General features: G+C 34.4%; 20 protein-coding genes and 1 tRNA gene. 12 read left to right on the forward strand and 9 right to left on the reverse strand.

Annotation, left to right across the window (positions count from 1 at the left end; translation table 11 throughout):
* Positions 1 to 361: 361 nt before the first annotated feature.
* The 3 genes from ftsH to TY19_RS03285 form a co-directional block, all read right to left on the reverse strand.
* Positions 362 to 3,112, reverse strand: coding sequence for an ATP-dependent zinc metalloprotease FtsH (ftsH, locus tag TY19_RS03275; protein WP_052354748.1), 2,751 nt, complete (start codon positions 3,110 to 3,112; stop codon positions 362 to 364).
* 326 nt (positions 3,113 to 3,438) lie between these two features.
* The gene (gene tilS / locus TY19_RS11545; RefSeq protein WP_158383118.1) at positions 3,439 to 4,779 is read right to left on the reverse strand and encodes a tRNA lysidine(34) synthetase TilS; all 1,341 of its coding nucleotides are present in this window, start codon (positions 4,777 to 4,779) and stop codon (positions 3,439 to 3,441) included.
* A gap of 10 nt (positions 4,780 to 4,789) precedes the next feature.
* Entirely contained in the window at positions 4,790 to 5,125 is a 336-nt protein-coding gene (locus tag TY19_RS03285; RefSeq protein WP_042280137.1) for a DUF4339 domain-containing protein, read from the reverse strand.
* A gap of 214 nt (positions 5,126 to 5,339) precedes the next feature.
* On the opposite strand from TY19_RS03285, the gene TY19_RS03290 reads away from it, so the two are divergent.
* The 5 genes from TY19_RS03290 to TY19_RS03310 all read left to right on the forward strand — a co-directional run bounded on the left by TY19_RS03290 (position 5,340) and on the right by TY19_RS03310 (position 13,067).
* On the forward strand, positions 5,340 to 6,491 hold the full coding sequence (locus TY19_RS03290) for an LptF/LptG family permease (protein WP_042280140.1): 1,152 nt from the start codon (positions 5,340 to 5,342) through the stop codon (positions 6,489 to 6,491).
* On the forward strand, positions 6,491 to 7,573 hold the full coding sequence (locus tag TY19_RS03295; protein WP_042280142.1) for an LptF/LptG family permease: 1,083 nt from the start codon (positions 6,491 to 6,493) through the stop codon (positions 7,571 to 7,573). The genes TY19_RS03290 and TY19_RS03295 overlap by 1 nt, the downstream gene beginning before the upstream one ends.
* 337 nt (positions 7,574 to 7,910) lie before the next feature.
* Positions 7,911 to 9,179 carry a TolC family protein gene (locus TY19_RS03300; RefSeq protein ID WP_039357322.1) on the forward strand — a complete coding sequence of 423 codons (1,269 nt, stop codon included), beginning with the start codon at positions 7,911 to 7,913 and terminating at the stop codon, positions 9,177 to 9,179.
* 1 nt (position 9,180) lies between these two features.
* Positions 9,181 to 9,993, forward strand: coding sequence for an efflux RND transporter periplasmic adaptor subunit (locus tag TY19_RS03305; protein ID WP_039357319.1), 813 nt, complete (start codon positions 9,181 to 9,183; stop codon positions 9,991 to 9,993).
* Positions 9,990 to 13,067 (forward strand): efflux RND transporter permease subunit, encoded by a 3,078-nt coding sequence (locus TY19_RS03310; RefSeq protein ID WP_052354750.1) that lies wholly within the window; start codon positions 9,990 to 9,992, stop codon positions 13,065 to 13,067. The genes TY19_RS03305 and TY19_RS03310 overlap by 4 nt, the downstream gene beginning before the upstream one ends.
* A 77-nt stretch (positions 13,068 to 13,144) precedes the next feature.
* Here TY19_RS03310 and TY19_RS03315 read toward each other — a convergent pair whose 3' ends face one another.
* A complete protein-coding gene (locus tag TY19_RS03315; protein ID WP_042280145.1) occupies positions 13,145 to 13,345 on the reverse strand; it encodes a CsbD family protein in 201 nt (66 codons plus the stop codon).
* Positions 13,346 to 13,387: 42 nt separating this feature from the next.
* Positions 13,388 to 13,537: a hypothetical protein gene (locus tag TY19_RS15190; protein WP_226988476.1), complete on the reverse strand. Its 150-nt coding sequence runs from the start codon at positions 13,535 to 13,537 to the stop codon at positions 13,388 to 13,390.
* A 322-nt stretch (positions 13,538 to 13,859) separates the two neighbouring features.
* On the opposite strand from TY19_RS15190, the gene TY19_RS03320 reads away from it, so the two are divergent.
* The 4 genes from TY19_RS03320 to TY19_RS03335 all read left to right on the forward strand — a co-directional run bounded on the left by TY19_RS03320 (position 13,860) and on the right by TY19_RS03335 (position 19,472).
* Complete coding sequence (locus tag TY19_RS03320) at positions 13,860 to 16,385, forward strand: bifunctional UDP-N-acetylmuramoyl-tripeptide:D-alanyl-D-alanine ligase/alanine racemase (protein ID WP_042280147.1); 2,526 nt, start codon at positions 13,860 to 13,862, stop codon at positions 16,383 to 16,385.
* Between the two features lie 44 nt (positions 16,386 to 16,429).
* Positions 16,430 to 17,950: a carboxypeptidase M32 gene (locus TY19_RS03325; RefSeq protein ID WP_042280149.1), complete on the forward strand. Its 1,521-nt coding sequence runs from the start codon at positions 16,430 to 16,432 to the stop codon at positions 17,948 to 17,950.
* A 492-nt stretch (positions 17,951 to 18,442) separates the two neighbouring features.
* Positions 18,443 to 18,530 (forward strand) — tRNA-Ser (locus TY19_RS03330).
* A gap of 324 nt (positions 18,531 to 18,854) precedes the next feature.
* Entirely contained in the window at positions 18,855 to 19,472 is a 618-nt protein-coding gene (locus TY19_RS03335; RefSeq protein WP_011175178.1) for a hypothetical protein, read from the forward strand.
* 226 nt (positions 19,473 to 19,698) lie between these two features.
* On the opposite strand, the gene TY19_RS03340 is transcribed toward TY19_RS03335, so the two are convergent.
* Genes TY19_RS03340 through TY19_RS11555 form a run of 3 tightly spaced genes read right to left on the reverse strand, consistent with a single transcriptional unit; the run spans position 19,699 to position 21,242 of the window.
* A complete protein-coding gene (locus TY19_RS03340) occupies positions 19,699 to 20,052 on the reverse strand; it encodes a YtxH domain-containing protein (RefSeq protein WP_042280153.1) in 354 nt (117 codons plus the stop codon).
* 32 nt (positions 20,053 to 20,084) lie between these two features.
* Positions 20,085 to 20,759, reverse strand: coding sequence for a YtxH domain-containing protein (locus tag TY19_RS11550; RefSeq protein WP_052354751.1), 675 nt, complete (start codon positions 20,757 to 20,759; stop codon positions 20,085 to 20,087).
* Positions 20,760 to 20,762: 3 nt separating this feature from the next.
* Complete coding sequence (locus tag TY19_RS11555; protein ID WP_052354752.1) at positions 20,763 to 21,242, reverse strand: DUF948 domain-containing protein; 480 nt, start codon at positions 21,240 to 21,242, stop codon at positions 20,763 to 20,765.
* A 513-nt stretch (positions 21,243 to 21,755) separates the two neighbouring features.
* Here TY19_RS11555 and nfi point away from each other — a divergent pair.
* Positions 21,756 to 22,463 carry a deoxyribonuclease V gene (nfi, locus tag TY19_RS03360; RefSeq protein WP_011175173.1) on the forward strand — a complete coding sequence of 236 codons (708 nt, stop codon included), beginning with the start codon at positions 21,756 to 21,758 and terminating at the stop codon, positions 22,461 to 22,463.
* 14 nt (positions 22,464 to 22,477) lie between these two features.
* Here nfi and TY19_RS03365 read toward each other — a convergent pair whose 3' ends face one another.
* Positions 22,478 to 23,857, reverse strand: coding sequence for an alanine/glycine:cation symporter family protein (locus TY19_RS03365; protein ID WP_042280154.1), 1,380 nt, complete (start codon positions 23,855 to 23,857; stop codon positions 22,478 to 22,480).
* Between the two features lie 238 nt (positions 23,858 to 24,095).
* On the opposite strand from TY19_RS03365, the gene xseA reads away from it, so the two are divergent.
* Positions 24,096 to 25,583, forward strand: coding sequence for an exodeoxyribonuclease VII large subunit (gene xseA, locus TY19_RS03370; protein WP_042280155.1), 1,488 nt, complete (start codon positions 24,096 to 24,098; stop codon positions 25,581 to 25,583).
* On the forward strand, positions 25,576 to 25,854 hold the full coding sequence (locus tag TY19_RS03375; protein ID WP_039357294.1) for an exodeoxyribonuclease VII small subunit: 279 nt from the start codon (positions 25,576 to 25,578) through the stop codon (positions 25,852 to 25,854). Before xseA ends, TY19_RS03375 begins: the two co-directional genes overlap by 8 nt.
* Positions 25,855 to 25,926 lie beyond the last annotated feature (72 nt).

Here is a 25,926-nt window from a genome sequence, read left to right on the forward strand (position 1 = left end):
GCTTCAAATCTGGCGATCACTTAAGGCTTTTCTCCTTAAATTAGTTACTTCCTTGAAATAAGTTTTCGCAAAACATAAGCAACCATAGTGTTTGCTGATATTTCCCTTCCATATCCCTTTTGTTTTTGTAATTCATGCTATAGAATTAATGGCTTCTTATCAAATTTCAGGAATTTTAATTCCCTACTTAATATAAAATCAGTTTAATTATTATTCCATACGGGAAATACTAATTGATTAGAAGATGTATATTAAAAGCTAAAAATAAAAAATTTTACTACTTAAAGCATAGATTTATTAGCGGAAATAAAAAACCCTAACCACTCTATGGTTAGGGTTTAAAGAAAAGAGATAGCCCTTCCTAAGAAGACAATCCTAAAGTGTTCGGTATTGTTCCGGAACTAGAAATATCAACCTCTCTGGGAGGAGGAGGTGGTGGTGTAGCAGCTTCTTTTTTATGTAAATCTGCTGCGCGTTTTAATCTTTCACGTTTACGAACTGCATCCCAGTTATTTTTAACCACAATTTCTTGGATATCTTCACTGTCAAGTGTTTCAAACTCAATCAACATCAGAGTTAATAACTCGACCTGTTCTTTATAATCCAAAATAATTTTACGGGCAATAGCAAGTGCTTCGTCTAAAATACGGCGGACTTCGGAATCAATAGCTTGTGCAGTTTCATCAGAATAAGTTTTCTCGTGATGATCACCAAAGCCATATTGACCGCCACCTTCCGAACGTTCATCATAAGCAACAGCACCTAATTTATCGCTCATACCCCACTTGCAGACCATACTGCGAGCTAATTGCGTTGCCCGTTCAATATCTTGTTGAGCGCCGCTAGACACATCTCCGACAAAAATTTCTTCGGCGACACGTCCACCCATCAAGACAGCAAGTTGATCATGCAGTTCTTGTTTCCAATAGCTCACACGATTTTTTTTAGGAAGAAACATAGTCGCCCCTAAAGACATTCCTCTAGGTATGATGGTTACTTTATCGACAGGATCTCCGCTTTTCACAATTAATCCGACAACAGTATGACCTGATTCATGGTAAGCTGTTGTTCTTTTTTCATTTTCATCGATTTCTAAGCTTCGCCGCTCTTTTCCATACAAAACTTTGTCACGAGCTTCAATCGTTTCCTGCGCAGTGACAGCTGTCCTTCCTTTACGAGCAGCAAGTAAAGCAGATTCATTCAATATATTTGCCAAATCAGCTCCAGAAGAACCAGGGGTGCTGCGTGCAATTGCCATTAAATCGATTGAAGGATCCATTTTAATGCGTCGAGCATGAACCTTTAAAATGTCATAACGACCTTTAATATCTGGTAATCCAATAATGACTCGTCTGTCAAAACGGCCTGGACGTAATAACGCTTTGTCTAATACATCTGGACGATTAGTCGCAGCCATTAAAATAACACCTTCATTCGTGTCAAAACCATCCATTTCAACAAGAAGTTGGTTTAATGTTTGCTCTCGTTCGTCGTGACCTCCACCCATTCCAACTCCGCGGTGGCGGCCCACAGCATCAATTTCATCCATGAAGATGATACAAGGAGCCGCTTTTTTTGCTTGTTCGAATAGATCTCGAATTCGACTCGCTCCTACTCCTACAAACATTTCTACGAAGTCGGAACCCGAAATAGAAAAGAATGGGCGGTCGGCTTCCCCTGCTACAGCCTTTGCTATCAATGTTTTACCTGTTCCTGGAGGACCAATGCATAAAACGCCTTTTGGAATTTTACCACCAAGCGAAGTAAATTTTTGAGGGTTCTTTAAAAACTCTACAATCTCTTGAAGTTCTTCTAATGCTTCATCTACTCCAGCTACATCCTTGAATGTAATTTTGTTATCTCCCTTATTGAGAAGCCGGGCTGGAGATTTTCCAAAATTCATTGCCGTATTACCCATCCCCTTCATTTGCCTTGCAAAAAGCATATACAAAACTAAAATTACTAATAAAACAGGTAATAAGGTAAACAAGTAGCTAAAATAATTTGGAGAAGGTTCTTCGCTTTTGAAGGTTTTTTCAAGGACAGCGTTAAGAGGTTGATCTGGGGCTCTAAAAATGCCTCCTCGATTGTGGCTAAAATTAGCCCACTCTTCTTTAGCTTTGCTAAACCATTGATTGTAAACTTCAGGATCTTGTTTTTCTAAAGCTTTTGTTGAAAGCTCTTGGTTGTTAAAATACCAAATAACATTCGATACGGATTGACGAGCCTTGTCTAACTGAATTTGATTATCATCTAAGCGTGTGTTGATTTGATTATATTCATCCAACGTTTCTTTATAATTACGAACACTTCGTAGTTTGGCTAAACGAATGTGATCCTCTTCATGATTTAATTCATCGACAATAGCTTTTAGGCTAACTAAAGCATGACCATAAGCAGCTAATTGTTCAGATAAAGAAGTCGTTCCACTATCTGCCACTTCTTTATCAATTCCTTTAAGGGATTGCTTAATTGTTTCAGATCCAATTCCAAGAGCGGGCGAACGCAAATTTCTTAAAAGTTCATTGATTAAGTTACCTAAATTTTTTAAAGACTCTGCCGTTGGATTTTGTCGAGCAGCTTCATATTCTTTTTCCAAGCTAACCAAACTTTCGACAGCAGACTTCGGTAAATCTTTAATAATCACACTCTGATCTTCTTCGGGAGTATTGTACATGTCATCGACAACAACATATCCCCCCTTAGGAATCGATAAGCCGCTTAATTGCAAAAACAAACTAGCAGAATCGAAAACTTTTGTTTTCAGAGTTTTAATTTCATCTTTAACACGTGCTTGTTCAGCTTTAAGTTCATGATTCGTGTCAAGTAACTCTAAGTATTTATAACGCGTTTTCCCTTCTTCTGTCAGCCTATCTCTAAATTTACCGCTGAAAGTCACCAAATTGTCATTTAAAGCAATTTTACGACTATCTTCCGGTTGTAAAAGCTGTAAATTGACTAAATGTTCTAACTGATAGCTAAAAGACACTTTGGCAAATTTGGTATCAATAAAATTTTGTACCATTAAGGCAAACAAAAAGGCGGCCATGAGAAACCAAACAAAGCTGTTTGAAATTCCCTTTTTAAAATCTTGCTTGTTATCGTCTGACATAATTTCCTAACATTCGATTTGACGACCTTTTCTCAATCACTATCTAGAAAAAGTCTGTACTAATAATTGCATTGGTTTGTTCATTCTACCACAGGAAGTATTCGCATTCAATAATAGACTTCTTGTAAAGTTTCTCTCGCTCATTCTAGTTGATATTTTTTAGCGAACTGGTTGTAAGGATATGAGATGAAAATTTTTATGGTTTCACCATACAAACATAAACTAAATTCCAATTCCCACAAAATCCACAACTTAAGATATTTTTTAATTTACTACAACATCTCACATTGAAATCAAAAAAATTCTGATATGTTGTTGTATTTTTCTTATGTAAGATAACTTAATTCTATTTGCAAACATTTTTCTCCTTCTTGCAAATTTTGTCTTTCTAAACCAGTTAAAAATTCATGAGCAATTTCATTATGTTGCCAAATTACTGGAAAAAAAGAGCGTAAAAAGGGAGGAACGTGATGCGAACTCCACCATTTATTGATTGTGGAGTGATGTCTTAAAAGTTTGGCGTGTTTAGAGGCCTGCCCTAATACATACTTACCCAAAGGAAGATATGTTTTTAAATAACCACGCCATCCATCTAACCACGTTGAAGCTTGTAAATTTTGATGATAGAAACTCTCATTCGTTTTTATCATCCATTTCCCATAATACTGAAGGCTAGAGCCAGAAATTTGCAAGTTTGGATTCTTACATGCAGATTTTTTTGAAAGAATAAAAAAATGTCCTCGATCGATAACGATTTTTTTAGTTCCCATCTCAAAACTCAGTTGGGGCTCCAACTTTTCAATTGCCTCTGATGCTCTTTGAAGGATTTGTCGAGATAGAAAAAATAATTCTTGTTCGCTGATTAAATGTAAAAGATACTTGATTTCAACCAGATCTATAGAGGGATAGTTGGCTAAGTTTAAATAGACTCCAAAAGGACCTTTAACGATCTGACCTAGTAAAGGAGACACCCGGCCTAAAAAATATTTTTTTAATTCACTCATTTCAGATGCAATGTAAACTAATGAGTTGTCTATTTTCTTTCCAAAGGATCGATTTAAGTCTGGAATAATAGTTCGTCGCATGCGAGCTCTCATAAATCTTTCGTCACAATTTGTCCCATCTTCAAACGCTTTGAGTTGATTTCCTTTCAGAAAAGCTAAGATCTCATCTTTTTGAATTCCTAGTAAAGGACGTAAAAACTGGACTTGATCGTGCCACATTCTCTCTTTTAATCCGTCAAAATGAGACCAGTGAGATCCCTCTAAGATTCTTTTTAAAACAGTCTCCACTTGATCATTTTGTTGATGCCCTAAACAAACAGCTTGTAAATTATTTTGCAGGCAAATTTCCTTAAAAAATTTCTGGCGTTGTTTTCGACAAGCATCTTCTAAATTTCCAGCTAATTGCGAGAGATCGATTTTCAGCTGATGATAAGGAACGTGGTGTTGCTCTGCTAAATTTTTCAATATGGTTGCTTCCTTGGTACTCTCTTCACGCCAGCCATGATCAACATGAGCAACATGAAAAGAGAGAATTCCTTCTAATCGGCAAGCAAGTAAACAATAAAAAAGAGAAAGAGAGTCAGCGCCTCCTGAAAGAGCTAATAGAAGTGGTTGTGTTGATTTACAATACTTTTTGATAAATCTTTTAACTTGATTAATCACATTTAGTTTCTCATTTTTTAAGCAAATACAAGACATAAATTAAAGATAGAAGCAAAATCAAAATCCAAAGTAAGAATGGAAAAGGATCCTGTTGAATAGTTAACGTTCCCTCTTCATCAACCAATTTTGGAGATAAAGGTTCTCTTCTAATTTCGTGATTAGACGATAAAGGCTCATCCTTAAATACGGATTCTAGTTCTTTGATAAAACGTATTTGAACCCATTCCTTAAATCCCTTCTTCCAAACTAAAGTATCCGGATTAACGCGCACATCTGCTTTAAGCTCACCAGGACTAAAAGGGCCTTCTTTAAATCCATTAATGGAAATATACCATTCTTGTTTCACATTTCATCCTCATTTCTGAAAAATTGTCTAGAAATCTGCTTTCTTCTTTTCTGAATAACTCGACTGCATTGAACCCGTGTTTAGTAAGCTCTATTGTATCAAATTCGGTGATTAATTAATCTAGTAGGCACATCATACCAAATTGAAAAATAAATGTATAAATAACTACTTTTTAGTTTTGCCTATAAACCTCTTTATATAGTTGGAAAAATTTGTGATCCCTATTTTGTGGCGTTACTCCATTAACCATTTTTTAAAAATTGTTTTCGCTTGCGTCTTTGCATTCATTTCGATTTTACTTACAATGCGTTTGGATGAAATCGCCAACTTCGCTGCATTAGGAGCTCCGATTTCTTACATTTTATTGTTTGCGTTTTATCAAATACCTTATATACTTCCTATAGCACTTCCTCTTTCGTGTTTGATTGCCTCTCTAATTTTTGTTCAGCGCCTTTCTAATACACATGAATTAACAGCTTTACGTGCTTGCGGTTTTGCTTTAAAAGATCTTCTTGCGCCCATTTTATTAACAGCCGCCTTTCTCACGATTTTCAACTTTTGGATAGTTTCCGAAGTCGCTACGCAAACTCACCTTCAAACAAATATTCTTAAAAGTGAACTCCGTTCGATTAATCCTTTACTGCTTCTCAATAATAAGCATCTAATGAGGCTTAAAGGACTCTATTTTGACTCTTTAGGCCCTTCTCGGGTAGGAGAAATGGCTACCGATGCTGTTTTTGCGATTCCAAGTCAGCACCATCAAAGAATTAACTTATTCATTGCAAAACAACTTAAAGCATCTTCTTCTATTTTTACTGCTCAAGGAGCCACGTTGTTAACAACAACATCTCTCAATCAAGAGAACGCTTTTGATGACTTGTTGATTGAAAATATGAAAGAATCTACTACCCATGTTGAGGATTTTTCTCAAATCTTGCAAAAAAAAGTCTGGACTGTGAATAATGACTATCTTAAGCTCCCTTTGCTTTTAATTCGCGCTCAGGAACAGAAGCAGGCATTTCGCCAAGCAAAATTAGAAAATAAAAATCCTGTTATTGTCAAAGATTTAAAAGGGCAATTTCATAAAAGCCTTTCAGAAATCGCTAAACGGTCATCAATTGCTTTTGCTGTGATAAGTTTCACACTTATGGGAACTGCTTTTGGAATGAATATTAGCCGGCAACGTAAACATAAAAATTTATTGATCGTTATAATCCTAACAACATTTTATCTGACAACTTTTTTTTTGGCTAAGGGATTAGATCAACAGTTTTATCTTTCTTTCGTTTTATATCTTTTACCTCTCATCCTGATCGATATCATTTCACTTTGGACACTCAATCGAATTAGCAATGGAATTGAATAATGTTTAGAAGCATTTGGGAAAGATATTTTGTCAGTGAATTTATTAAAGTTTTTCTTCTTTTTTTAGTTTGTTTTTATGGTCTGTATGTTCTCATTGACTATGCAAGTCATACAAGTGCTCTTCCACATCATCATATACAGCTGCGTATACGAGAACTCATTCGCTATTATCTTTTTATTCTGGCGAGTCGAGCGGAAATTCTCATTCCGCTTGCTTTATTGATTGCATTTATTAAAACAGTTTGTACTTTAAATACTCATCAAGAATTAGTCGCTCTGATGGCAGGCGGAATCAAACTGAAAACTTTGATGCGTCCTTTTCTTATGATTGCCTTAACATTTGTTTGCTTACTTTATCTAAATGAACAGTTTGTTTTGCCTTCCGCCCTTAAAAAGTTACGCCATCTCGAAAACGCAACAAAGCACCAAAAAAAACGGCAATTGCCGGAAATTACCGTTAAACATGTCGTTCTAGAAGATAGATCTCTTTTACTTTATCAAAATTATGACAGTGAAAAAGAAGAATTTTTTGATGTATACTGGATTGAATCGATCGATAGTATTTATCGAGCCAAATATTTATGCCCAAATAAAGAAATACCTGTCGGTTATTTTGTTGATCATCTTTTAAGACAGCCTAACGGCGAACTATTACAACAACAGTCATATAGTCAATATGAATTTAAAAGTTTGCTATTTAACCAAGAACTTTTGCAATCTGCTATTTTAGATCCCGATATTTTGCCTTTAACAAATCTATTTTTTCAACAGCCCGGTCTTTTCGCCAACTTAAGTGAAAAAGAAAGCAAAATTGCGACTGCATTTTACTGGAAACTTCTCATGCCTTGGCTTTGTCTGCTAGCGATTTTAGCACCAGCTCCTTCTTGCGTTCGCTTTTCGCGCCAGATACCTATTTTCTTTATTTATATTTATTCTCTATTTGGCCTAATTGCTTTTTACATGCTTATGGATGCGTCCCAAGTGTTAGCTAAAAGGCAAGTTCTTCCTCCAATCTGGGCTATAGGCTTACCTTTTATACTTGTATTCAGCTTTTATAGTTATCGCTTTGCCCGCTTGAAATAACAATTTATCAAATGCCATGAAATTTAAAAAAATAGAATTTAAAATATATTTTTACCATCAGCTATAAAATGTTAATCTCATTTTGCTTTTCAAACAAACGACTCATAAAATTTTAAAATTATTTCTTCACCATTAGCAAAAGTTTAAAACTCTAAAAATTTAAAGTTGGTTATTTTAACTACTTCCGCTTAAATCACCTAAATTCATAAAGTGTTGACACTTTCTTTTTCTTTTCAAAAACGACTTTCCAATTCACTTGTGAATAATTGTGACAACATTTAGCATCTCTGAGAAACCAATTTAATTTTTGAGTCAAATCTATTTTTAAAGATTGTTTATGCATGTCTATTTTTTATTTTTTTCAGTGCTAGTAACTTTGTTATCTCCCCTGTCTCTTGTAGCTAAACTTACTTTGGAAGAATGTCAAACAATCGCTCTTGAGAACGGAGAAAAAAAAACAATTGCAGATCTTCAAGCTTTAATTGCTTATGATCGAATTGATGAAGCACGAAGCACCGGTCGTCCTAAGTTAAATATTCATGGCGATTATATGACCTCTGGAGAAACCAAACACTGGCGACATAATACACGAAATAGACATGTCAAAGTTTCTCTTGTGATTCCAATTTGTAATTTTGGGTTAACTAAAGAGGCTGTTAAATCTCAGAAAAATCTTTATCAATCTTCTCTTCATTCTTTAGACCAAATCAAGCAAGACATTCTGCATGCAGTTAGTGAGGCTTATTTTGAATTATTAATTTTTCAAAAGCTTGAATGGATTGTTGAAGAGTCTATTCGATCATTGCAAAGGCAAATCGAAGTAACCCAAGATTTTCTAAATCAAGGATTAATACATAGAAATGAAGCTTTATTATTCGAAGTTCAATTGGCACAACTTCAACAAAATTCCATGGAAGCTAAACTTAACACGAAATTAGCGACTGAAAGGCTTAATCGACTGATGAATAAAAATTTAGATACTTTAATTGAAATTGAAGATATTTTGACTTTTACAAATCAAGAAATTTGCCTAGACAATTTAATCGAAGCGGCTAAACTTAACCATCCTCAACTTTTAGCCTTATCCGCACAAATCCAAGCAGTTAAACATGGGTATCGTTCTGAAAAAGCAACCTTGTATCCAAATTTGTATGCTTTTTCCAATTACAGTAATACCTCTGATTATACGCTTCCTTATTGTCAAGGATTAGATGCAGGAATTGCTATTGATCTATCTTTGTACGATGGAGGTTATACCTACGCCAAACTCCGCAGAATAAAAAAAGAATTAAGTCAATTAGAGTGGCGTTATCAAGAACTTGAAAGAGATATCGAGTTAAATATCCGCTCCTCTTTTTTAGCCATTCAAACCGCCCTCGGAAAAATCCCCGTTGCTCAAACAGGAGTTACTTTAGCAGAAGAAAATCTCGCAATCACTCAAAATTTATTCGAAGAGGGATTGGTGACTAATCTTGACGTGGTACATGATCATGAAAATTTATTAGAAGCACGAGTAAGCTATTTTAAAACACTTTATACATATCACAAATCAAGGGCTAATTTGATCCATTCAGCAGGAATGATGCATAAAAAAGGATATCTCTAATATGTTAAATCTTCATCAAATGTTTAAAGCGATCATATTGGGCGCTTGTTATTTCTTTTTTCAACAATCTGTTCTTGCTACGGATTTTTCTACTGTTGGAAATATTTATCCTTCTTCAAAAAGTGTTGTTGGAAGTCAAGTTTCGGGAAGGGTCGATCAAATTTATGTCGAAGTTGGACATGAAGTCAAAAAAGGAGATCCGCTTCTTGCTCTTGATCCAACTTTTTTTCAAATTGATGTATCAAAACAAACAAACAACTTAGAATGTTCAAAAATTGAACATACAGATGCCGAAATCAATTATCAAAGAATGAAAAGGCTTTGGGAAAAAAATGAAGGGAAAACACCTTCTATTTCGCTAAAAAAATTCGAAGAAGCAAAAACCATTTATGAAAAATCGCTTGCCTCAGTAAAAGGAAATGAAGAAGAGTTGCGAAGAGTCAAAAAGCACCTTGCAGAAACAATCATTAAAGCTCCTTTTGATGGCGTTATCACTAAAAGATTTGTAGATCTAGGCGAATCCATTGCTTCAGCTCCTACAACAGCTCTTTTTGAAATCCAATCGATTAGCCCTGTTTATTTAGAATTTTCAGTTCCTCAAGTTTATTTGAACTTAGTTCATATCGGTACCCCCATCCAATTTGAAATTGAAGGAACTGATCACTCAAATTACCAAGCAAAAATTGATCTCATTCACCCTTGTTTAGATGAGAATACTCGATCAGTTCGTTGCAGAGTTGTTCTAAGTAATGAAAATAAAAAATTCTTACCTGGATCCTTTGCTAAAATCATGATAAAAGGAAACTCGCTGTGAACTTACCTGACCTTTCTGTTAAAAGACCTGTTTTCATTTCCATGATTATGCTAGCTCTTGTTGTATTTGGAACGATTGCTTTTAAAGAATTGGGCGTAGATCTATTTCCTAAAATAGACTTTCCTGTAATTACAGTCATTTCCACCCTTCCTGGTGCAGATCCAGAAACAATGGAAAAATCTGTCACAGAAATCATTGAAGAGGCTGTTTCTAATATCAGTTCTATTAAGCATCTCCGTTCTACAAGTGCTGAGGGAATTTCACAAATTATCGTCGAGTTTGATTTAGATAAAAATGTAGATATTGCTTATCAAGAAGTACAAGCTAAAATTGGAACAGTTCGGCAAGAGTTGCCCAATGATTTAAAAGATATTATTATTGAAAAATTTGACATCGATTCCGCTCCAATTATGGCCGTGGTTCTTTCTGGAGATCAACCTATTGAAGAACTTTCGAAAATTGCTAACAAAACAATAAAAGACTCTCTGCAGCAAGTACCAGGTGTCGGTCAAATCAAGATTGTTGGAAAGCAAGATCGAAATATCTGGATTTATTTGGATCCCTATAAATTGGAAGGCATGCATCTGTCTGTTCAAGATGTGATGCAAGCCATCAAAAATCAACATTTAGAATTTCCGGGCGGACGCATTGAAACCGGTAAAATTGAACTTCCCGTCAAAATCAAAGCTGAATTTGATCAATCTCAAAATCTTTCTTCTATTGTCGTTGCTTATCAAAATGGCTATCCCATCAAAATATCGGATATAGGTACTATAGTAGATGGATTAGAAGAGCAACGAACGCTTGCGCGTTTAAATGAAAAACAAGCCATTGCTTTAGTTATTCGAAGGCAATCCGGAACAAATACAGTCAATGTCGCTCATGCAGTAAAAAAAGAGCTCGAAAGGTTAAAACCTGAATTAGCTGCTCAAGGTATTCACACAGAAATTGCACAAGATCTTTCAGTTTTTATTGAACATTCAATCGAAGAAATTGAATTCCACTTACTTTTTGGAGGCGCCCTAGCCATTTTGATTGTTTTTCTTTTTTTAAGAAACTTTCGCATCACATTAATTAGTGCTCTTGCTATTCCCATCAGTGTCATGGCAACTTTTATGCTGCTTAATTGGATGAATTTCACTTTAAATACAATGACAATGTTGGCTCTTTCTTTATCAATCGGGATTTTAATTGACGATGCAATTGTCGTCGTAGAAAATATCTTCCGCCATTTTAAACAGGGTAAAAATGCAGAGGAAGCCGCCAAAATTGGAACCCGAGAAATAGCTCTTGCAGCCTTTGCGATTACGATGTCTATTGTAGCGGTTTTTTTACCCGTCGCATTTATGAAAGGAATGATTGGACGTTTTTTCTACCAGTTTGGTCTCACTGTCACATTTGCAGTTTTATTAAGTCTTTTTGTTGCATTTTCTTTAACTCCCATGCTTGCTGCAAAATTTTTGAAACCGTCCGAATCGAATCATTTTTTGTCAAAATGGATTGGAAAAGCTTTATATTGTTTAGATCAAATTTATGAATCTCTTTTAATAAAGGCTTTAAAATTTTATAAAACTTCTTTATTTATCGCTTTTTTTTTATTAGGAATGACTATCTACTTAAGTCAATATATTCGATCAGAATTCGTTCCACTAGAAGATCAAAGTGAATTTTTCATCAACGTTCGAACACCTCTTGGATCATCTTTATCTGTCACCGACCAAGCATTAAAAAATATCCGTGCTCAAATACAAGACAATGATTGGTTTAAATATAGCTTCTCCACCATCGGTAATGACAGCTTTAACAAAGTTAATGAAGGCGGTATTTATGTCAAAATGACAGATAAAGGAACAAGAACAATTTCTCAAATGGATGCGATGAAATGGGTGAGAGAAAAGTTAACGAATCTCGAAAATATGAAAATCAGCGTTGAACCTGTTGAAGCCATTTCTGGTGGCGGAGCAAGAAATGCAGCGATTCAATTAGATATTAAAGGGCACAACTTAGGCAAAATTGATGAAATTGCTCAAAATCTTATCGCAATTTTACAAGGCTATGAAGGTTACGTTGATTTAGATACTTCTTATGAAAAAGGTAAACCTGAAATAGAAATACATATTAAACGTGATCAAGCTTTTGCATTAGGTGTTGCTCCTTCTACCATTGCTCAATCAGTGAAACCTTTAATTGGTGGATCAGATATTAGTAAGTTTAGAGCAGATGGAGAACGCTGCAACATTACTGTTCGTTTAAAAGAAGCTTTTAGAAATAAAACTAAAGATTTACTTAATTTATCTGTTCGCAATGACCAAGGACAATTAATGAAACTTAATCATTTCATCGATGTACAGGAAAAGCAAGGCCCTGTTCAAATTGATCGCTATAACCGATTTAGGATAGTTTCAGTTTATAGTAACTTACAAAGCGAAAAAAAAGTCTTAGGTGAGGCTATTAACGAAATTCAATCAGCGATTCAATCCATGAACCTTCCTGCAGGCTATAGCGTCCAGCTTTCTGGCCATGCTGAATCCATGAACGAATCATTCGCAAATCTTCTCTTCGCACTTTTTCTAGCCCTTGTCGTTGTATACATGGTTTTAGCGTCGCAATTTGAAAGTTTTATTCAACCCTTAATTATTATGCTTTCAGTCCCCTTTTCAATGATCGGAGCTCTAGGTATTTTGGTTATTACTCAATCAACCTTAAGCATTTTTACTATTATAGGAATCATTATGCTAATGGGAATGGTGACAAAAAATGCGATCCTTTTGATTGATTATATCAATTTGCTTAGATCAAAAGATGGCTTGGATATTCGTACAGCGATTTTACGAGCGGCCCCCACCCGTTTGCATCCAATCATGATGACAACGTTGGCTATGGTATTTGGAATGTTACCCATTGCATTGAGTAACGGGCCCGGCTCTGAGTCGCGGGCTCCCATGGCTTTAGCAATTATTGGAGGATTAGTATCTTCGATGTTTTTGACTTTAATCATCGTACCAGTCATGTACTACATGGTAGATAATGGAATAAACTTTTTTACCAACTTATTTAAACGAAAAAAACAATAGAGACGTCAAAAATAACAAAAATGATTCAATAAAGTATAAGAGTCGGCTTTAAATTTATTTAAGCCGACTCTTATAACCTATCTATGCTTATTTTGGAAATCTTTCCATTCTTTTTCAGCCTGCTCTTTACTATAACCATATAAGCTTTGAAGCTTACCAAGCAATTGCTCTCTTTGTCCATTGATTTCTGTCAAATCATTATCGGTTAGCTTGCCCCATTTTTCTTTGACTATTCCTTTAATATTTTTCCATTCCCCTTCAATCTGATCTTTATTCATTTTTTTCTCCTTTTTTTTATTACTTCTTTGATTCTAATCTTGCTAATAATCCTCAATGACAGAACTGAGATGTAAATTGACACGATGTTTTAAAATATTAGTGTTTTCAACGATTCCCACGCTATGCTGAATATTATCTTGTTTAATGCTATGCAACGTCATAGCAGCTTCTATTACAGCCGATTGAATCACCTCTTCAATTATTTTTCTTCACTAATCGCTTCTACAACTTTTGTCATAAATATGAGAAGAAACTTCCTAAAAACTAAAATTGCATCATTATTTATCCTGAACTTTTCTTATTAAAATAACCACCCTAACTTGCAATTTTTATAGTTCATTAAAATCTGCAATTTGCTTCTGAATGTAGAAAAGAGATAAAATCCCCTTAAATCAGATTTAAAAATATAAAAATTTGCTAAAAATAAACCAAAAAATGATAACCTTTTATCTTTCGGTACTGCTCGTTAACCGATCTTTGATTCATATATTTATTTTTTGAATGACATTTTTTATGGATGCGTTTGATTTAAGACAATGGGACGGATTTAACCAGGCTGGAGGGAAAGCAGAATTTCCAGTAATTATTGATCAAATTATTATTGATTCCAGACACGTTAATTCTCCCAATGCCTTGTTTGTAGCATTAAAAGGAGAAAAACAAGATGGTCATGATTTTGTCCAGCAGGCAGCAGAATTAGGAGCAAAATATGCGCTTGTTTCTGAACAGTGGATTCCCCCTTTTAATCTTAAACCCATTTTTTTATTAAAAGTAAAAAGTCCTTTATCAGCTTTACAAGAAGTAGCTAAAACTTACCGCTTGCAACTTCCAACGAAAATCATTGGTATTACGGGGACCTATGGGAAAACGATGGTTAAGGATCTTTTGTTCCAACTTTTATCTACAGAAAAAAATGTATGTGCTTCTCCTGGGAGCTTTAACAGTCAAATCGGAGTTGCTCTTAGCCTCTTAACCATTCAAAAAAACCAAGAATTGGCGATCATTGAAGCCGCTATTTCAAAAAAACAGGAAATGGATATATTAGCAGACTTAATCCGTCCAGACTACACTATTTTAACACCTATTGGAAAAAAACATTTAGCTACTTTAAATGATATTGATACTATAACTTATGAAACCCTTAAGTTAGTTTGGGCGACATCTAAAACCGGATGGGTGCTCTTTCCCAATGACATCTATCAACAGTTCCACTTAAAAAATAATTTATTTTCTTCGTATATATGGGACCGAGACTCAAAATGTCTTCCCCATGCCATTCCCTTTTCCAAAAATTCTCCCTTCACCTCTCATTATCAACTAACATTTCCTGATTCATCCCGATACGAACAGCAAATGACAAATGGCTATTCCTATTTTTTGAATTTAATCAATATCACTTCTAAAGCAGCCTGGTTAAGTGGAATTAAAGCAGAAAACATTAAGAAAATATTCGATTACTACTATCCTGAACCCTCTCGAACTGAAATTTGGAAATCCCCTATAGGAGCAACTTTCATCAATGAAACGTCCTGTTCAGACCCACATTCAATTGATCGTGCTCTTAAACATTTTGATCATGCTGCTCCTTTTCAACGCAAAATTTTCATTTTTGGAGGAATGAAAGGCAATATTTCTTTTGCCCAAAACTACTATACAAAAATTGGTAAAACGATCTCTAAAGCACACCTTCGACATTTGTTATTATTTGGTCATCAACCTTTTAAACCTCTCATTGATGAGGTCAAAAAAATATCACCTGAAACAGAAATTTTATGTTTCAAAAGATGTGAAGAAGCTCTTAATCATCTCCAAAAAAATCTTCAATCACAAGACCTCATCTTGATTAAAGGAGATCGTAAAATTCCTTTCGAAATCTTACCAGAAACTTTTAATGGGAGCTCAAACAATAATCAATGCATTATTAACTTAGCAGCGATCAAAAACAATTTAGACATGATTCGCACTAAAATAACTCCTGAAACCCGTTTAATGATTATTATAAAAGCATTCGCTTACGGAACAGATGATATCCAATTAGGAAAATTTTTAAGTTCTTACGGCGTTGATATTTTAGGTGTTTCTTATGTAGAAGAAGGCGTAGCCCTTAAACGAGCAGGTATTACTCTTCCTATTTTCACGATTAATGCCGCCCAATATGAAATTGCTAAAGTAGTCAAATGGGAACTAGAAGTAGGTGTCAGCGATGTTAATTTTATTTCAGCTTTAGCTCAAGAGGCAAAAAAGAGCAATAAATGCATTAAAGTACATTTACATATTAATACAGGAATGGGTCGTTTTGGATGCCGTCCTGAGGAAGCGCTAAATCTCGCTTTGTTAATTACGTCTTCTTCGCACCTAATTCTAGAAGGGATTATGACTCATTTTGCTTGTGCAGATGATCCTCGTCATGATTCTTTTACACAAGAGCAGATTCAATGTTTTGATTCTGTCATTGAACAATTAAAAAGACATTGTATCCAAGCAAAATGGACGCATGCAGCTAACTCCAGCGGCACCATTCGCTTTTCTCTTCCTCAATATAATATGGTTCGTATAGGTCTAGCAACTTATGGTCTTTATGGTTCTGATGCTGTCAAACAAGCTTTAGATTTACGCCTGGCCATATCTTTAACATCTCGTATAGTTGGGATTAATCACTGTCGTAAAGGGGAAACCATTAGTTATGGTCGAAACTACCTGATAGAAAAAGAAAATCAAACAATCGCTGTTTTACCCGTCGGATATTTTGACGGTCTACATCGTCATTATAGTGGAAAAGCTTATGTGTTGATTCATGGAAAAAAAGCTCCTATGGTGGGATCGATCTGCATGGATTATATGATGGTTGATATTACAGATATTCCTCATGCGAATATTGGAGATAAAGTTCTTATTTTCGGAGAAGATGAATATGGACATTATCTTTCCCCTGAAGAATTAGCGATGAATGGAAATTCAATCGTTCATGAATTGATTACATGCTTAGGACCACGTATTCAACGTATTTTTATTTATGAAGAAGGAAGCCAAGTTCGTTGATCAATGAATGCGGATAAATGATTAGGAAACAGGAAGGATTTCATATGAGTAAAACTCAAAAAGAGTATCAAAAACTGCATGTACTTAGTAAACATGCACGCATTCTACAAGGTATTTCTTCTCATTTAGATTGGGATCAAGAAACCTATATGCCTTCTGGTAGCGCAGCTATTCGCGCAGAGCAACTTAAAACAATGGCGGGTTTAATTCATCGAGAAAAAACAAGTCAAAAATTCGCAAATACCCTTTCTAAACTTATCGATCTTTCTAGCGGCGAATTGATTGCACAAGACCTCACGCCTGCACAATCCTCTGCTGTTAAAGAATGGCGTCGAGATTATTTGCAAGATACTGCCATGCCAGCAGAATTCGTTGAAGAGTTTGCTCAATTAACTTCTCAATCTGTTTTGGCTTGGCGCAACGCAAAAAAATCAAATTCCTTTCAACAATTTGCCCCTTTTTTAGATCGTGTGGTTACCATGAATCGGAAAAAAGCCGATTTATTAGGTTATCAAAATCATCCATACGATGCTCTGCTGGATTTGTATGAACCTGATATGACCACAGCAGAAACGAAGCAAATTTTCGACAAACTCAAAAATACAATAACGGTATGGATAAGAAAAATTTCTACTCAAAAAATAGAAAATAATTTTTTATTTGGAAAATGGGATCATGATAAGCAAATAGCATTTAGCCACCAGATTTTAAATGCTATGGGGTATGATTTTAACAAAGGTCGATTAGACTTTTCTTCTCATCCTTTTTCTTCTGCTAGCCATCCAACCGACAGTCGTATTACAACACGCATTCACCCGTCTTCACTTATGAGTAATATTTCGGTTGTTTTACATGAAGGAGGACACGCCTTATATGAAATGGGTTTGCCACAAAATCTTTATGGAACACCCCTAGGAGATGCTCGTTCATTAGGAATTCATGAAAGTCAATCTCGATGGTGGGAAACGAGAATTGGACTTCATAAATCATTTTGGAAACACTTTTTCCCCATTTTAAAAAATACTTTTCCAGGTCGGCTCGATCAAGTTCATTTAAACTCTTTTTATCAAGCGATTAATAAAGTTGAGCCTTCTTTCATTCGCGTGGAAGCCGATGAAATGACTTATCCTTTACATGTGATTATACGTTTTGAGTTGGAAAAAGCTTTAATCGAAGGTTCAATAAATGTTCGCGAAGTTCCCGAAGCATGGAATGCAAAAATGAAAGAATACTTGGGCATAACACCTAGTCATCATAATGAAGGTTGCTTACAAGACATTCATTGGTCAATGGGTGCATTCGGATATTTTCCAACGTATACATTAGGCAATCTCTATGCGGCTCACCTTTTTGAAGCTTTTGCTAAACAATATCCTGACTGGGAACAACGTATCTCAATCGGTGAATTAGATTTTGTCAAAGCATGGTTATCCGAGCACATTTATCAACATGGGCGTCGTTACTCTAGTCGTGAACTTCTCAAGTTAGCAACAGGTCATGCTTTTAATGCTAATGCATATCTCCGCTACCTTCAAGATAAGTATAGTCAAATCTATCAGCTATAAAAATACACATCTGTGCTGAATGATCGATAAATATCATTCCGCACAGATGGAAAAGCTTTCAAAAAGTAAAGAAAAAGCACCTAAACTGCTCTGGCAAAATCCAATCTTTCTTTGATTAAAATAGCTGGGTACATACACAGCATATAACTGACAGATTCTAGTTCCTCAGATTGTAAATCTTGGTACTGAATGAACTTTAAAAAGGAAAAACCTCTGTAATTTGAAACATCCCACTATCAATCCCACTTTTACAAATTGAATTAAAAATATGAAATGTACTTAAATCGTTTTTTAGGGAAAAATATTTTTTTTTAATAGAAAAAACAAAACATAAATTATTTATTATAATTTTTTATTTTTAGCCAAAAAAAAATAGAATTTTAAATATTCTCTCACAACATAAAAAAACATTATATAACGAAAGTTATTGACGAAATTTAGAGAAGTCTTATATATTTTATCTTTAATCATGAAAAAATGGTTATCTTGTGCGGAAGAGTGGCAGAGTGGCCGAATGCGTCTGTCTTGAAAACAGAAGTCGGGCAGCCCCCGACCGTGGGTTCGAATCCTACCTCTTCCGTTCCTTTTTCTTTTTCTCTGCTGGTTTTTTTATCTATTTTAATGCGCCTTGAAATCATTTTAAATAAAAACAGTCTAACAAACTATTTTCATACAAATATTTTTTGAAAAAACATTGCCTAAGATTGATTAATTTTGAGAATCCTTTTATCTTCTTTTCTTGTTGTTTTAAATTTTTAATTCCTCTTTAGAATCTAACTCATCACCAATTCTATGTGATACAGTGTTAGAGTTTGTTGCAGTTTATGTAGAAATAAGTATAATATTTCTTTTTTTATCCGCTATTCATTATTTTTGAACTGACATGCACTAAACGGAAATAATTATGAGTTCGAACATTGAACTTGTCGCAGACGGTATTTTATTTAGTAATTTCTATTTAAACTCTATCTTCTTGAAGGAAATTATCAAAAATTGTGCAAGCATTTTAACTTGTACCTTTGGAATTCTTGAGATTTGTAATCTTTATCAAATCTCAAAAGGCCGACATTTATTAAATGCTTTATTTTCTACTAATATAGGAATATCTAAAATTCACATTTTCAGTATCATTTGCAGTAAAATTTCTCTTATTTTGAGTGCTGTAGCCTCTCGTCCAGGATTCGCTTTGATTACGGAAGTTTCCTATTATTTTTTTTCTCCTCTTCAAATGGAAGTTTACTTTGGTCCTAATACAATTTTTGAAGTTAATCCTTGGCATCCTCGCCATGTGATTAGCATTTTAGCTGTTTGCTTTGCTTGTCCTATCCTTCTTCAACTTTTCTATCAATCTTTTCGTCGGATTAATCTATTCATTAATAAATATTTTCAATGTCAAATGACAGAAACCTCTTCAACGAGAAGATTGACTGATGCAAAAGAAACTTTCATTTGGTTTTTCAATTTTTTAGCCAGCAGACCTATTTTGCATATCGGCAACCAATGTGCACAATTTCTTTTGTAATACAAAAAATTTTCGTTGATAAAATCAGCGTTTCTTATACAAATTTTATAGTTGTTAAGAGCTAAAAAATGTTTCTTTAGACAGAAAACAGATAGATTGCGGAAAGGAAACAAAAACAATTTTAAATTTTCCCTTAAAGAGATGGCAAAAAATTCAAGATATTAGAATTTTAAAAAATTAGCTCTTTAAGGGAAAATTTCAACTCACTAAAAATCAAAAGAGTTTATCATTTATTTACCTTTGTTGAAGATTCATGAGACGTGCTTTTTGCAGCAGACTTCTTTGAAGTAGGAAGCTTCTTAGTTGTTGAGTTAACAGATTTTTTAGGTTTTGCAACAGCTTTTGCAGCTGTTTTTATCTTCGCTTTTCTTGTGGATTTGCGAGGATTAGCTAGGGAAATTTGTGAATCTTCCCCATCATCATTTTTTTTTGCATACGAAAAAAGCTGGCGAAGTAATGGAAATAAAGGCTTATAAGCATCCTTAATGAGTTGATTACCCGACTTCGGTGCTAATAATAAAGCTGTTGTCAATCCGACAAAGCCCCCAGCCAGGCTTCCTAAAAGGATCTTTTTATTCATAGGAACCATCCTTGATCTTTACTTGCTAGAATTTATCGTTTTTTGTTAATACCTTGCCAAACACGATAACCTAAAGCAGCCCAATCCATTAAATCATCCATACGATGTTTAGCTTGACTGGTAAAATTTTCGCTTTTTTCTTCTGCTTCATCAGTCCACTCATGGACTATGCCCTTTGCCAGCTCAAGCCATTTGTTGGTTTTCGAATACGCAGTTGCGGCCATTTTTTTTCCATTTTTGGAAAATTGATCTGCTATACCACGAGTTTTATCACTCACTTTTTCACATCCTTCGACAATATCATCTCTCAGCTCACTACCAGATTTAGGAGCAAGCAAAAGCCCTACCACAGCACCTAATATTCCGCCAATAACCCCACCCATCATTAAATCTTTTGTGCAGGTTTCTTCTTCCTCTTCCTGTTCACATCCTATCATTTTTTTTACTCCGCAATATAAACATTTAGCTTTATCCGCTAATTCGTTGGAATGAGAACCAAAAGATTTCATGACAGATCTAGTTTTTTTGGAAATGTTATCTGCAATATCATGAGACTGATCTGATACATCGCTGTAAAAATCATTCATCTCTTGACGTAACCTTTTTCCTGCTTTTGGCGCTGTAAGAAGTGCAGTTACACCACCTAGTAAACTACCAATTACAGCTCCTGCGAAAAAATCTTTTGTATGGGTTGTTTTTGAAGTCATCGATTATCTCCTTTTCTTTAGATTTTGCCATAGGCGGCAGCCCTGGCTTGCTAATTCAAGAATTTCTGCGACTAATGGTAACTCGGGGCTTTCATCCCTATTTTTTTTGAAAGGTAATTCTTCACTTGTTTCGTTTCTAAAAGAAGAACGTAAGAATTCTTTTGCACGGCCGCTATAGAAACGAAGTGTCTTTTGTCTAAAAGCCTCTGCTTTATATTCTAAAGCTTCTCCAATATTTGCCAACGATTGAAACAAGGAATCAAATGCCTCAATTTTATGCTTTAAATCCAAACTAATTTGATTTGTATTTTCAATCGTTTTTTTTGCCTCATCTTTTATACCATCTAATTGTTGACGAACATCAATAATTAAATGATTAAGTTGATTTAACATAATACGCGCCGATTTACACAAGCATACAAGATAAATCACCAAAAAAATAAAGGCTATAGCTATCGCTGCTACACTTATTTCAATAACCATAATTTTCTCCAAATCTTGATTCTTTCAAAATCACCGAAAATATCTGATTTTTGTCTAGCGAAGAGCTCATCTCCAGCTTAAAAGTCAAAGAACAACTTTCGCATTTGCTAGTCGATAAATTTACTATGATCATTTTACATAAGAATGTAAATAGAATTTTCCATCTAAATTAAATTCATGGTTATTATATTTGTTTAATTAGAAAAACTGAGTAAACCAAATTAAACGCATAATAACAAATAATTATTTTATTTTTCAAAAATAACTATCCGTTTTGTTACGTTAATCCTTGCTAATTATTGATCCAAATTTTGTGAAATCTAAACAAACTCCTGAAATATGCTAAGAGAAAATTTTATTATTTTTTTTAAAGGGCTTCTGCATTATTATTGCTTTACAACTCAGATCAAAGGATCGCAATACAAAAAAAAACGACTCATCATTTGTTTTGATTTTCTGTGTCTATCATGTAAAATGAAACTTATTAAAAAAAAATTGTTAGGACATTATCAAATGAGCCAACGTTTTAATTTTGACCCCAGCTTTTTACAACCTGATTCGATAGAAAAAGCAACTATCATTCAAAAAGAACTTGCCAACCGCATTTGCTTAGAAGATGAATTTAACACACCAGAGTTTTTCGGAGGCATGGATGTTAGCAATAATCTTTTCGATCCTAAACAAATCATTTATGCAACAGCCATACTTTTAGATTCTAAAATGTTATCTGTTCAATTCCATAACAGTGTATCACAAAGGCAAACCTTCCCCTATATTCCTGGATTTTTAGGTTTCAGAGAAGCTCCTGCACTTATTGATGCATTAGAAAGTCTTCCAAAGCTTCCAGACATGATTTTTGTGGATGGGCAAGGAATATCTCATCCTCGAAGGTTAGGTATTGCGAGTCATATTGGAGTGTTAGTCAATATTCCTACAATAGGAGTTGCTAAAAATATTCTTTTTGGAGAACCGAAAAAAGACTTAGGTTCCTGCGTGGGTGACTATGTTTTTTTGTATGCTTATGGGAAAGAAATTGGAGCTCTTGTGCGAACTAAGCTTCGCTGCAAACCACTCATTATTTCTACAGGCCATCGCGTATCTTTAAGAACAGCTATTGAATATGTATTAAACTGTGTAAAAGGATATCGTTTGCCTGAACCAACTAGGCAAGCTCACTTAGCTGCTAATGCTTTTAGAAAACAAAGTCAAGCAGGTAATTAATATTTAAAATAATTTTATTCATTTGGCGTTGTGGGCATTAAATTTGTATGCGATAAATAATCTGACTTTTTTAAAAAAAATAAACGATTATCATCGATAACTTCTTTAGACAAGCTGATAATACCTATCAAATTTGTAAACAACATTAATGAAATTGCGATATCGGCAAGCCTCCAAATCAAGTCAACATGAATTAGAGCTCCGATGGGAATAAAAACAATATAAATATACTTAAAATAGCCTGCATATTTACTTCCCCACAAAAAATCTACAGCTTTTTCTGCACAATATGCCCAAGCTAGAATAGTTGTATAAGCAAATAAAATCAGGGCAGTAATTACGATAAATGCTCCAATCGAGCTTCCTAAGCCTACTTGAAAAGCGTGGGTAACCATATTGGTGCTCTGTAATCCCTCCACTTGCCAAGCTCCTGTCACAATCAAAGTTAGCCCTGTCGCTGTACAAACAATCATCACTAAAAAAGAAGCAACTAAAGTAACCACTCCATCCACAATAGGATTAGTCGTACGAGCACTTGATTGCAAAATTGGCACAATCCCTGTTCCGGCATCAGTTGCAAAAACTCCCCGATCAAATCCTGTAGAGATAGCTTTAACAACACTAAATCCAAGTACTCCTCCAAAAGCAGATTGCGGAACAAACGCAGCTTTTATCATGAGTTCGAAAGCAGGCATCACTTGATCGGCATGAAGCCAAAGAATAACAAATGCTGTTCCTAAATAAAGGGCTGCCTTAATAGGAACAATAATTGAAGCAAGCTTGGCAACTCTTTGCACTCCCCCTACTAAGACAACACCAACAAATAAAGCAATAAATAAGCTACAAATAAAAGGATCTAAACCTAATTTTATCAATGGAAGTGTTGCTGAATTGATTTGTGCAAAATTTCCAACTGTTAAAGCACCAAAAATGGTAAATAGGCTAAACAACGTTCCTAATACTTTCATATTAAGACCCTCGGATAAATAGTACATAGGCCCCCCTACATACTCACCGTTAGAGTTAAGTTTTCGATATTTAACACCTAAAACACAACTAACATACTGAATGGAGGCACCTAAAAAAGCCATAATCCACATCCAAACAAGGGCACCTGGACCACCTGTTGAAATAGCAACAGCCATACCCGAAATATTTCCCGTCCCAAAATTACCGGCTAAAACAGCTGAAATTGCTTGATAATGGCTGATATTTCCTTGACATCCTTGATCTTTTTTAAGTAAGCAACAAAAACTCATTTTTAGCTTTGATATTTGAACAAATTGCAATTTAAACGTTAGATAAAGTCCAAAAAGGATGATACTCGGAAAAATCAGAAAAAACGTAAATCCTTCATTAAAATTTATTAAAAAAATTTTTAAACTAAAATCCATTTTTACCTGTTACTAATTAATTCTGTAAATATTTTTTTGATATTAATATGTAATATGCTTTTAAATTAAAAAAATTAACTATTCATTAATTGTTAAAAAAAACGTAAATCAACTATTATCTCATGGTTTGAGATTGCTGTATACATAAAAAAAGTTGGTAAACCCAAGCTTAAGCGCCAGATGATATACATCATACGATTCACAAATTGCAATTTTAAAAATTTTTAATTTGAGTTTTATGCAATCAGACACCCCCCCTTTATTAACGGTTACACAATTGACTCAAGCCATCAAACTCAATTTAGAGTCGATGTTTCCTTTTATTTATTTACAGGGTGAAATCAGCAATTTTAAAGAGCAATCATCTGGTCACTTTTACTTTTCTCTAAAAGATGCAACAGCTCAAATTTCTGCTGTGATGTTTAAAGCTGAGGCTTCTTTGTTGAAAACTCCTCCAAAGGGGGGTGATCATGTCATGATAAAAGGAGAAATAAGTGTTTATCCACCTAAAGGGAATTATCAGCTGATTATTCGAGAACTTTCTTATGTGGGTATAGGGGAACTTCTTCAGAAATTAGAACAGCTCAAAATTAAACTTCATCAAAAAGGTTGGTTTAAAGCGATTCATAAAAAATCGATTCCTCGTTTTCCTAAAAAAATCGGTGTGATAACCAGTCCCACAGGAGCAGTGATTCAAGATATTTTACAAATTTTAACACGTCGTTTTTCAGGTTTTCATCTCATACTTAATCCAGTCAAAGTTCAAGGAGAAGGAGCAGCAAAAGAAATTGCTCGTGCAATCGAACAATTCAACCGATATCAATTAGTTGATGTTTTAATTGTAGGAAGAGGTGGAGGAAGTTTAGAAGATTTATGGCCTTTCAATGAAGAAATTGTTGCTGAAGCTATTTATAACAGTCAAATCCCGATTATTAGTGCTGTTGGGCATGAAACAGATCATTGCATCGCTGATTATGTTGCAGATATTAGAGCTCCCACTCCTTCTGCTGCCGCAGAGATTGTCATTTCAGAAAAAAATCAACAACTTGAACATTTAAAAACTTTAAGAAGGCGAATACAGCAAGCTATTCAAAATCTTATCCAATCAGGACACTACCGTTTAAAAGGTTTTAGCAAACATCTTTTTATTACTCATCCTCATGTTATTACAGAATGGAGAATGCAAAAACTTGATGATTTGAAAGAGGATCTTTCTAACCAACTCAAACAGATTATTACTTTCAAAAAACATCAATTAGAATCTTTTGCTCGCCAAACCCAGCTCTTGAAACCATCTAATCAAATCATTCACCTTAGAAAGCATTTGAGAGACTGGAATGGTATTTTTTCAAGAAAAATGCAAGATCTACTTTTGCAAAATAAAAAAAAGATTGAACAAATTGAATATCGTTTAAAACAACAGTGGACCTATTTAATTGGGCAAAAAAAATATCTTTTTAAAGGAAAAGACTATAGAATCAAAAATAATCAATTAATCAGAGATCGAATCTTATGTTCAAAACAGAAAATTTTACATATAACTAATATTTTAAAAGCTGTTGATCCCAAAAATCTTTTAAAACAAGGCTATAGTATTCTATTTGCGGAAAAAGAAGTATTCGTTATAAATTCAATATGTAAACTTAAAAAAGGGCAAAAAGCCAAGCTTTTATTATCTGATGGCGAAGCCTTAATCACTATCAACGAAGTGAATCCTCGTGAATAATCCATCTGATCAAGAACCTACTACTAGCTTTGAAACAGCTTTATGCCGCTTAGAAGAAATACTTGAAAAGATGAATAGCGGTACAGTAAGCCTTGATGAATCTCTTAAACTTTATGAAGAAGCTGATCAGTTAATAATAATTTGCAATAAACGATTAAATGATGCTGAACGAAAAATAGAGATTCTAGTCAAAAACCGTAGTGGTGAATTAACACTAGGAAACGACGACAAACCTATCATTCAAGATTTTAAGATCGCTTCAACCTCTTAATTTATCTTTTTATTGCAGTCTTCCGTCTTAGAATGTCAATAAAAACTTTTTGAGAGATGACTTTTTAATTAA

The organism is Candidatus Protochlamydia sp. R18, assembly GCF_000648255.1.
GTDB lineage: Bacteria > Chlamydiota > Chlamydiia > Chlamydiales > Parachlamydiaceae > Protochlamydia > Protochlamydia amoebophila.

Excerpts from the sequence above, each read along its gene's own strand:
- ftsH (WP_052354748.1), bottom strand. The coding sequence starts at position 3,112 with ATGTCAGACGATAACAAGCAAGATTTTAAAAAGGGAATTTCAAACAGC.
- TY19_RS03295 (WP_042280142.1), top strand. The coding sequence starts at position 6,491 with ATGTTTAGAAGCATTTGGGAAAGATATTTTGTCAGTGAATTTATTAAA.
- TY19_RS03300 (WP_039357322.1), top strand. The coding sequence starts at position 7,911 with ATGCATGTCTATTTTTTATTTTTTTCAGTGCTAGTAACTTTGTTATCT.
- TY19_RS03305 (WP_039357319.1), top strand. The coding sequence starts at position 9,181 with ATGTTAAATCTTCATCAAATGTTTAAAGCGATCATATTGGGCGCTTGT.
- TY19_RS03315 (WP_042280145.1), bottom strand. The coding sequence starts at position 13,345 with ATGAATAAAGATCAGATTGAAGGGGAATGGAAAAATATTAAAGGAATA.
- TY19_RS03320 (WP_042280147.1), top strand. The coding sequence starts at position 13,860 with ATGGATGCGTTTGATTTAAGACAATGGGACGGATTTAACCAGGCTGGA.
- TY19_RS03325 (WP_042280149.1), top strand. The coding sequence starts at position 16,430 with ATGAGTAAAACTCAAAAAGAGTATCAAAAACTGCATGTACTTAGTAAA.
- TY19_RS03335 (WP_011175178.1), top strand. The coding sequence starts at position 18,855 with ATGAGTTCGAACATTGAACTTGTCGCAGACGGTATTTTATTTAGTAAT.
- TY19_RS03340 (WP_042280153.1), bottom strand. The coding sequence starts at position 20,052 with ATGAATAAAAAGATCCTTTTAGGAAGCCTGGCTGGGGGCTTTGTCGGA.
- TY19_RS11550 (WP_052354751.1), bottom strand. The coding sequence starts at position 20,759 with ATGACTTCAAAAACAACCCATACAAAAGATTTTTTCGCAGGAGCTGTA.
- TY19_RS11555 (WP_052354752.1), bottom strand. The coding sequence starts at position 21,242 with ATGGTTATTGAAATAAGTGTAGCAGCGATAGCTATAGCCTTTATTTTT.
- nfi (WP_011175173.1), top strand. The coding sequence starts at position 21,756 with ATGAGCCAACGTTTTAATTTTGACCCCAGCTTTTTACAACCTGATTCG.
- TY19_RS03365 (WP_042280154.1), bottom strand. The coding sequence starts at position 23,857 with ATGGATTTTAGTTTAAAAATTTTTTTAATAAATTTTAATGAAGGATTT.
- xseA (WP_042280155.1), top strand. The coding sequence starts at position 24,096 with ATGCAATCAGACACCCCCCCTTTATTAACGGTTACACAATTGACTCAA.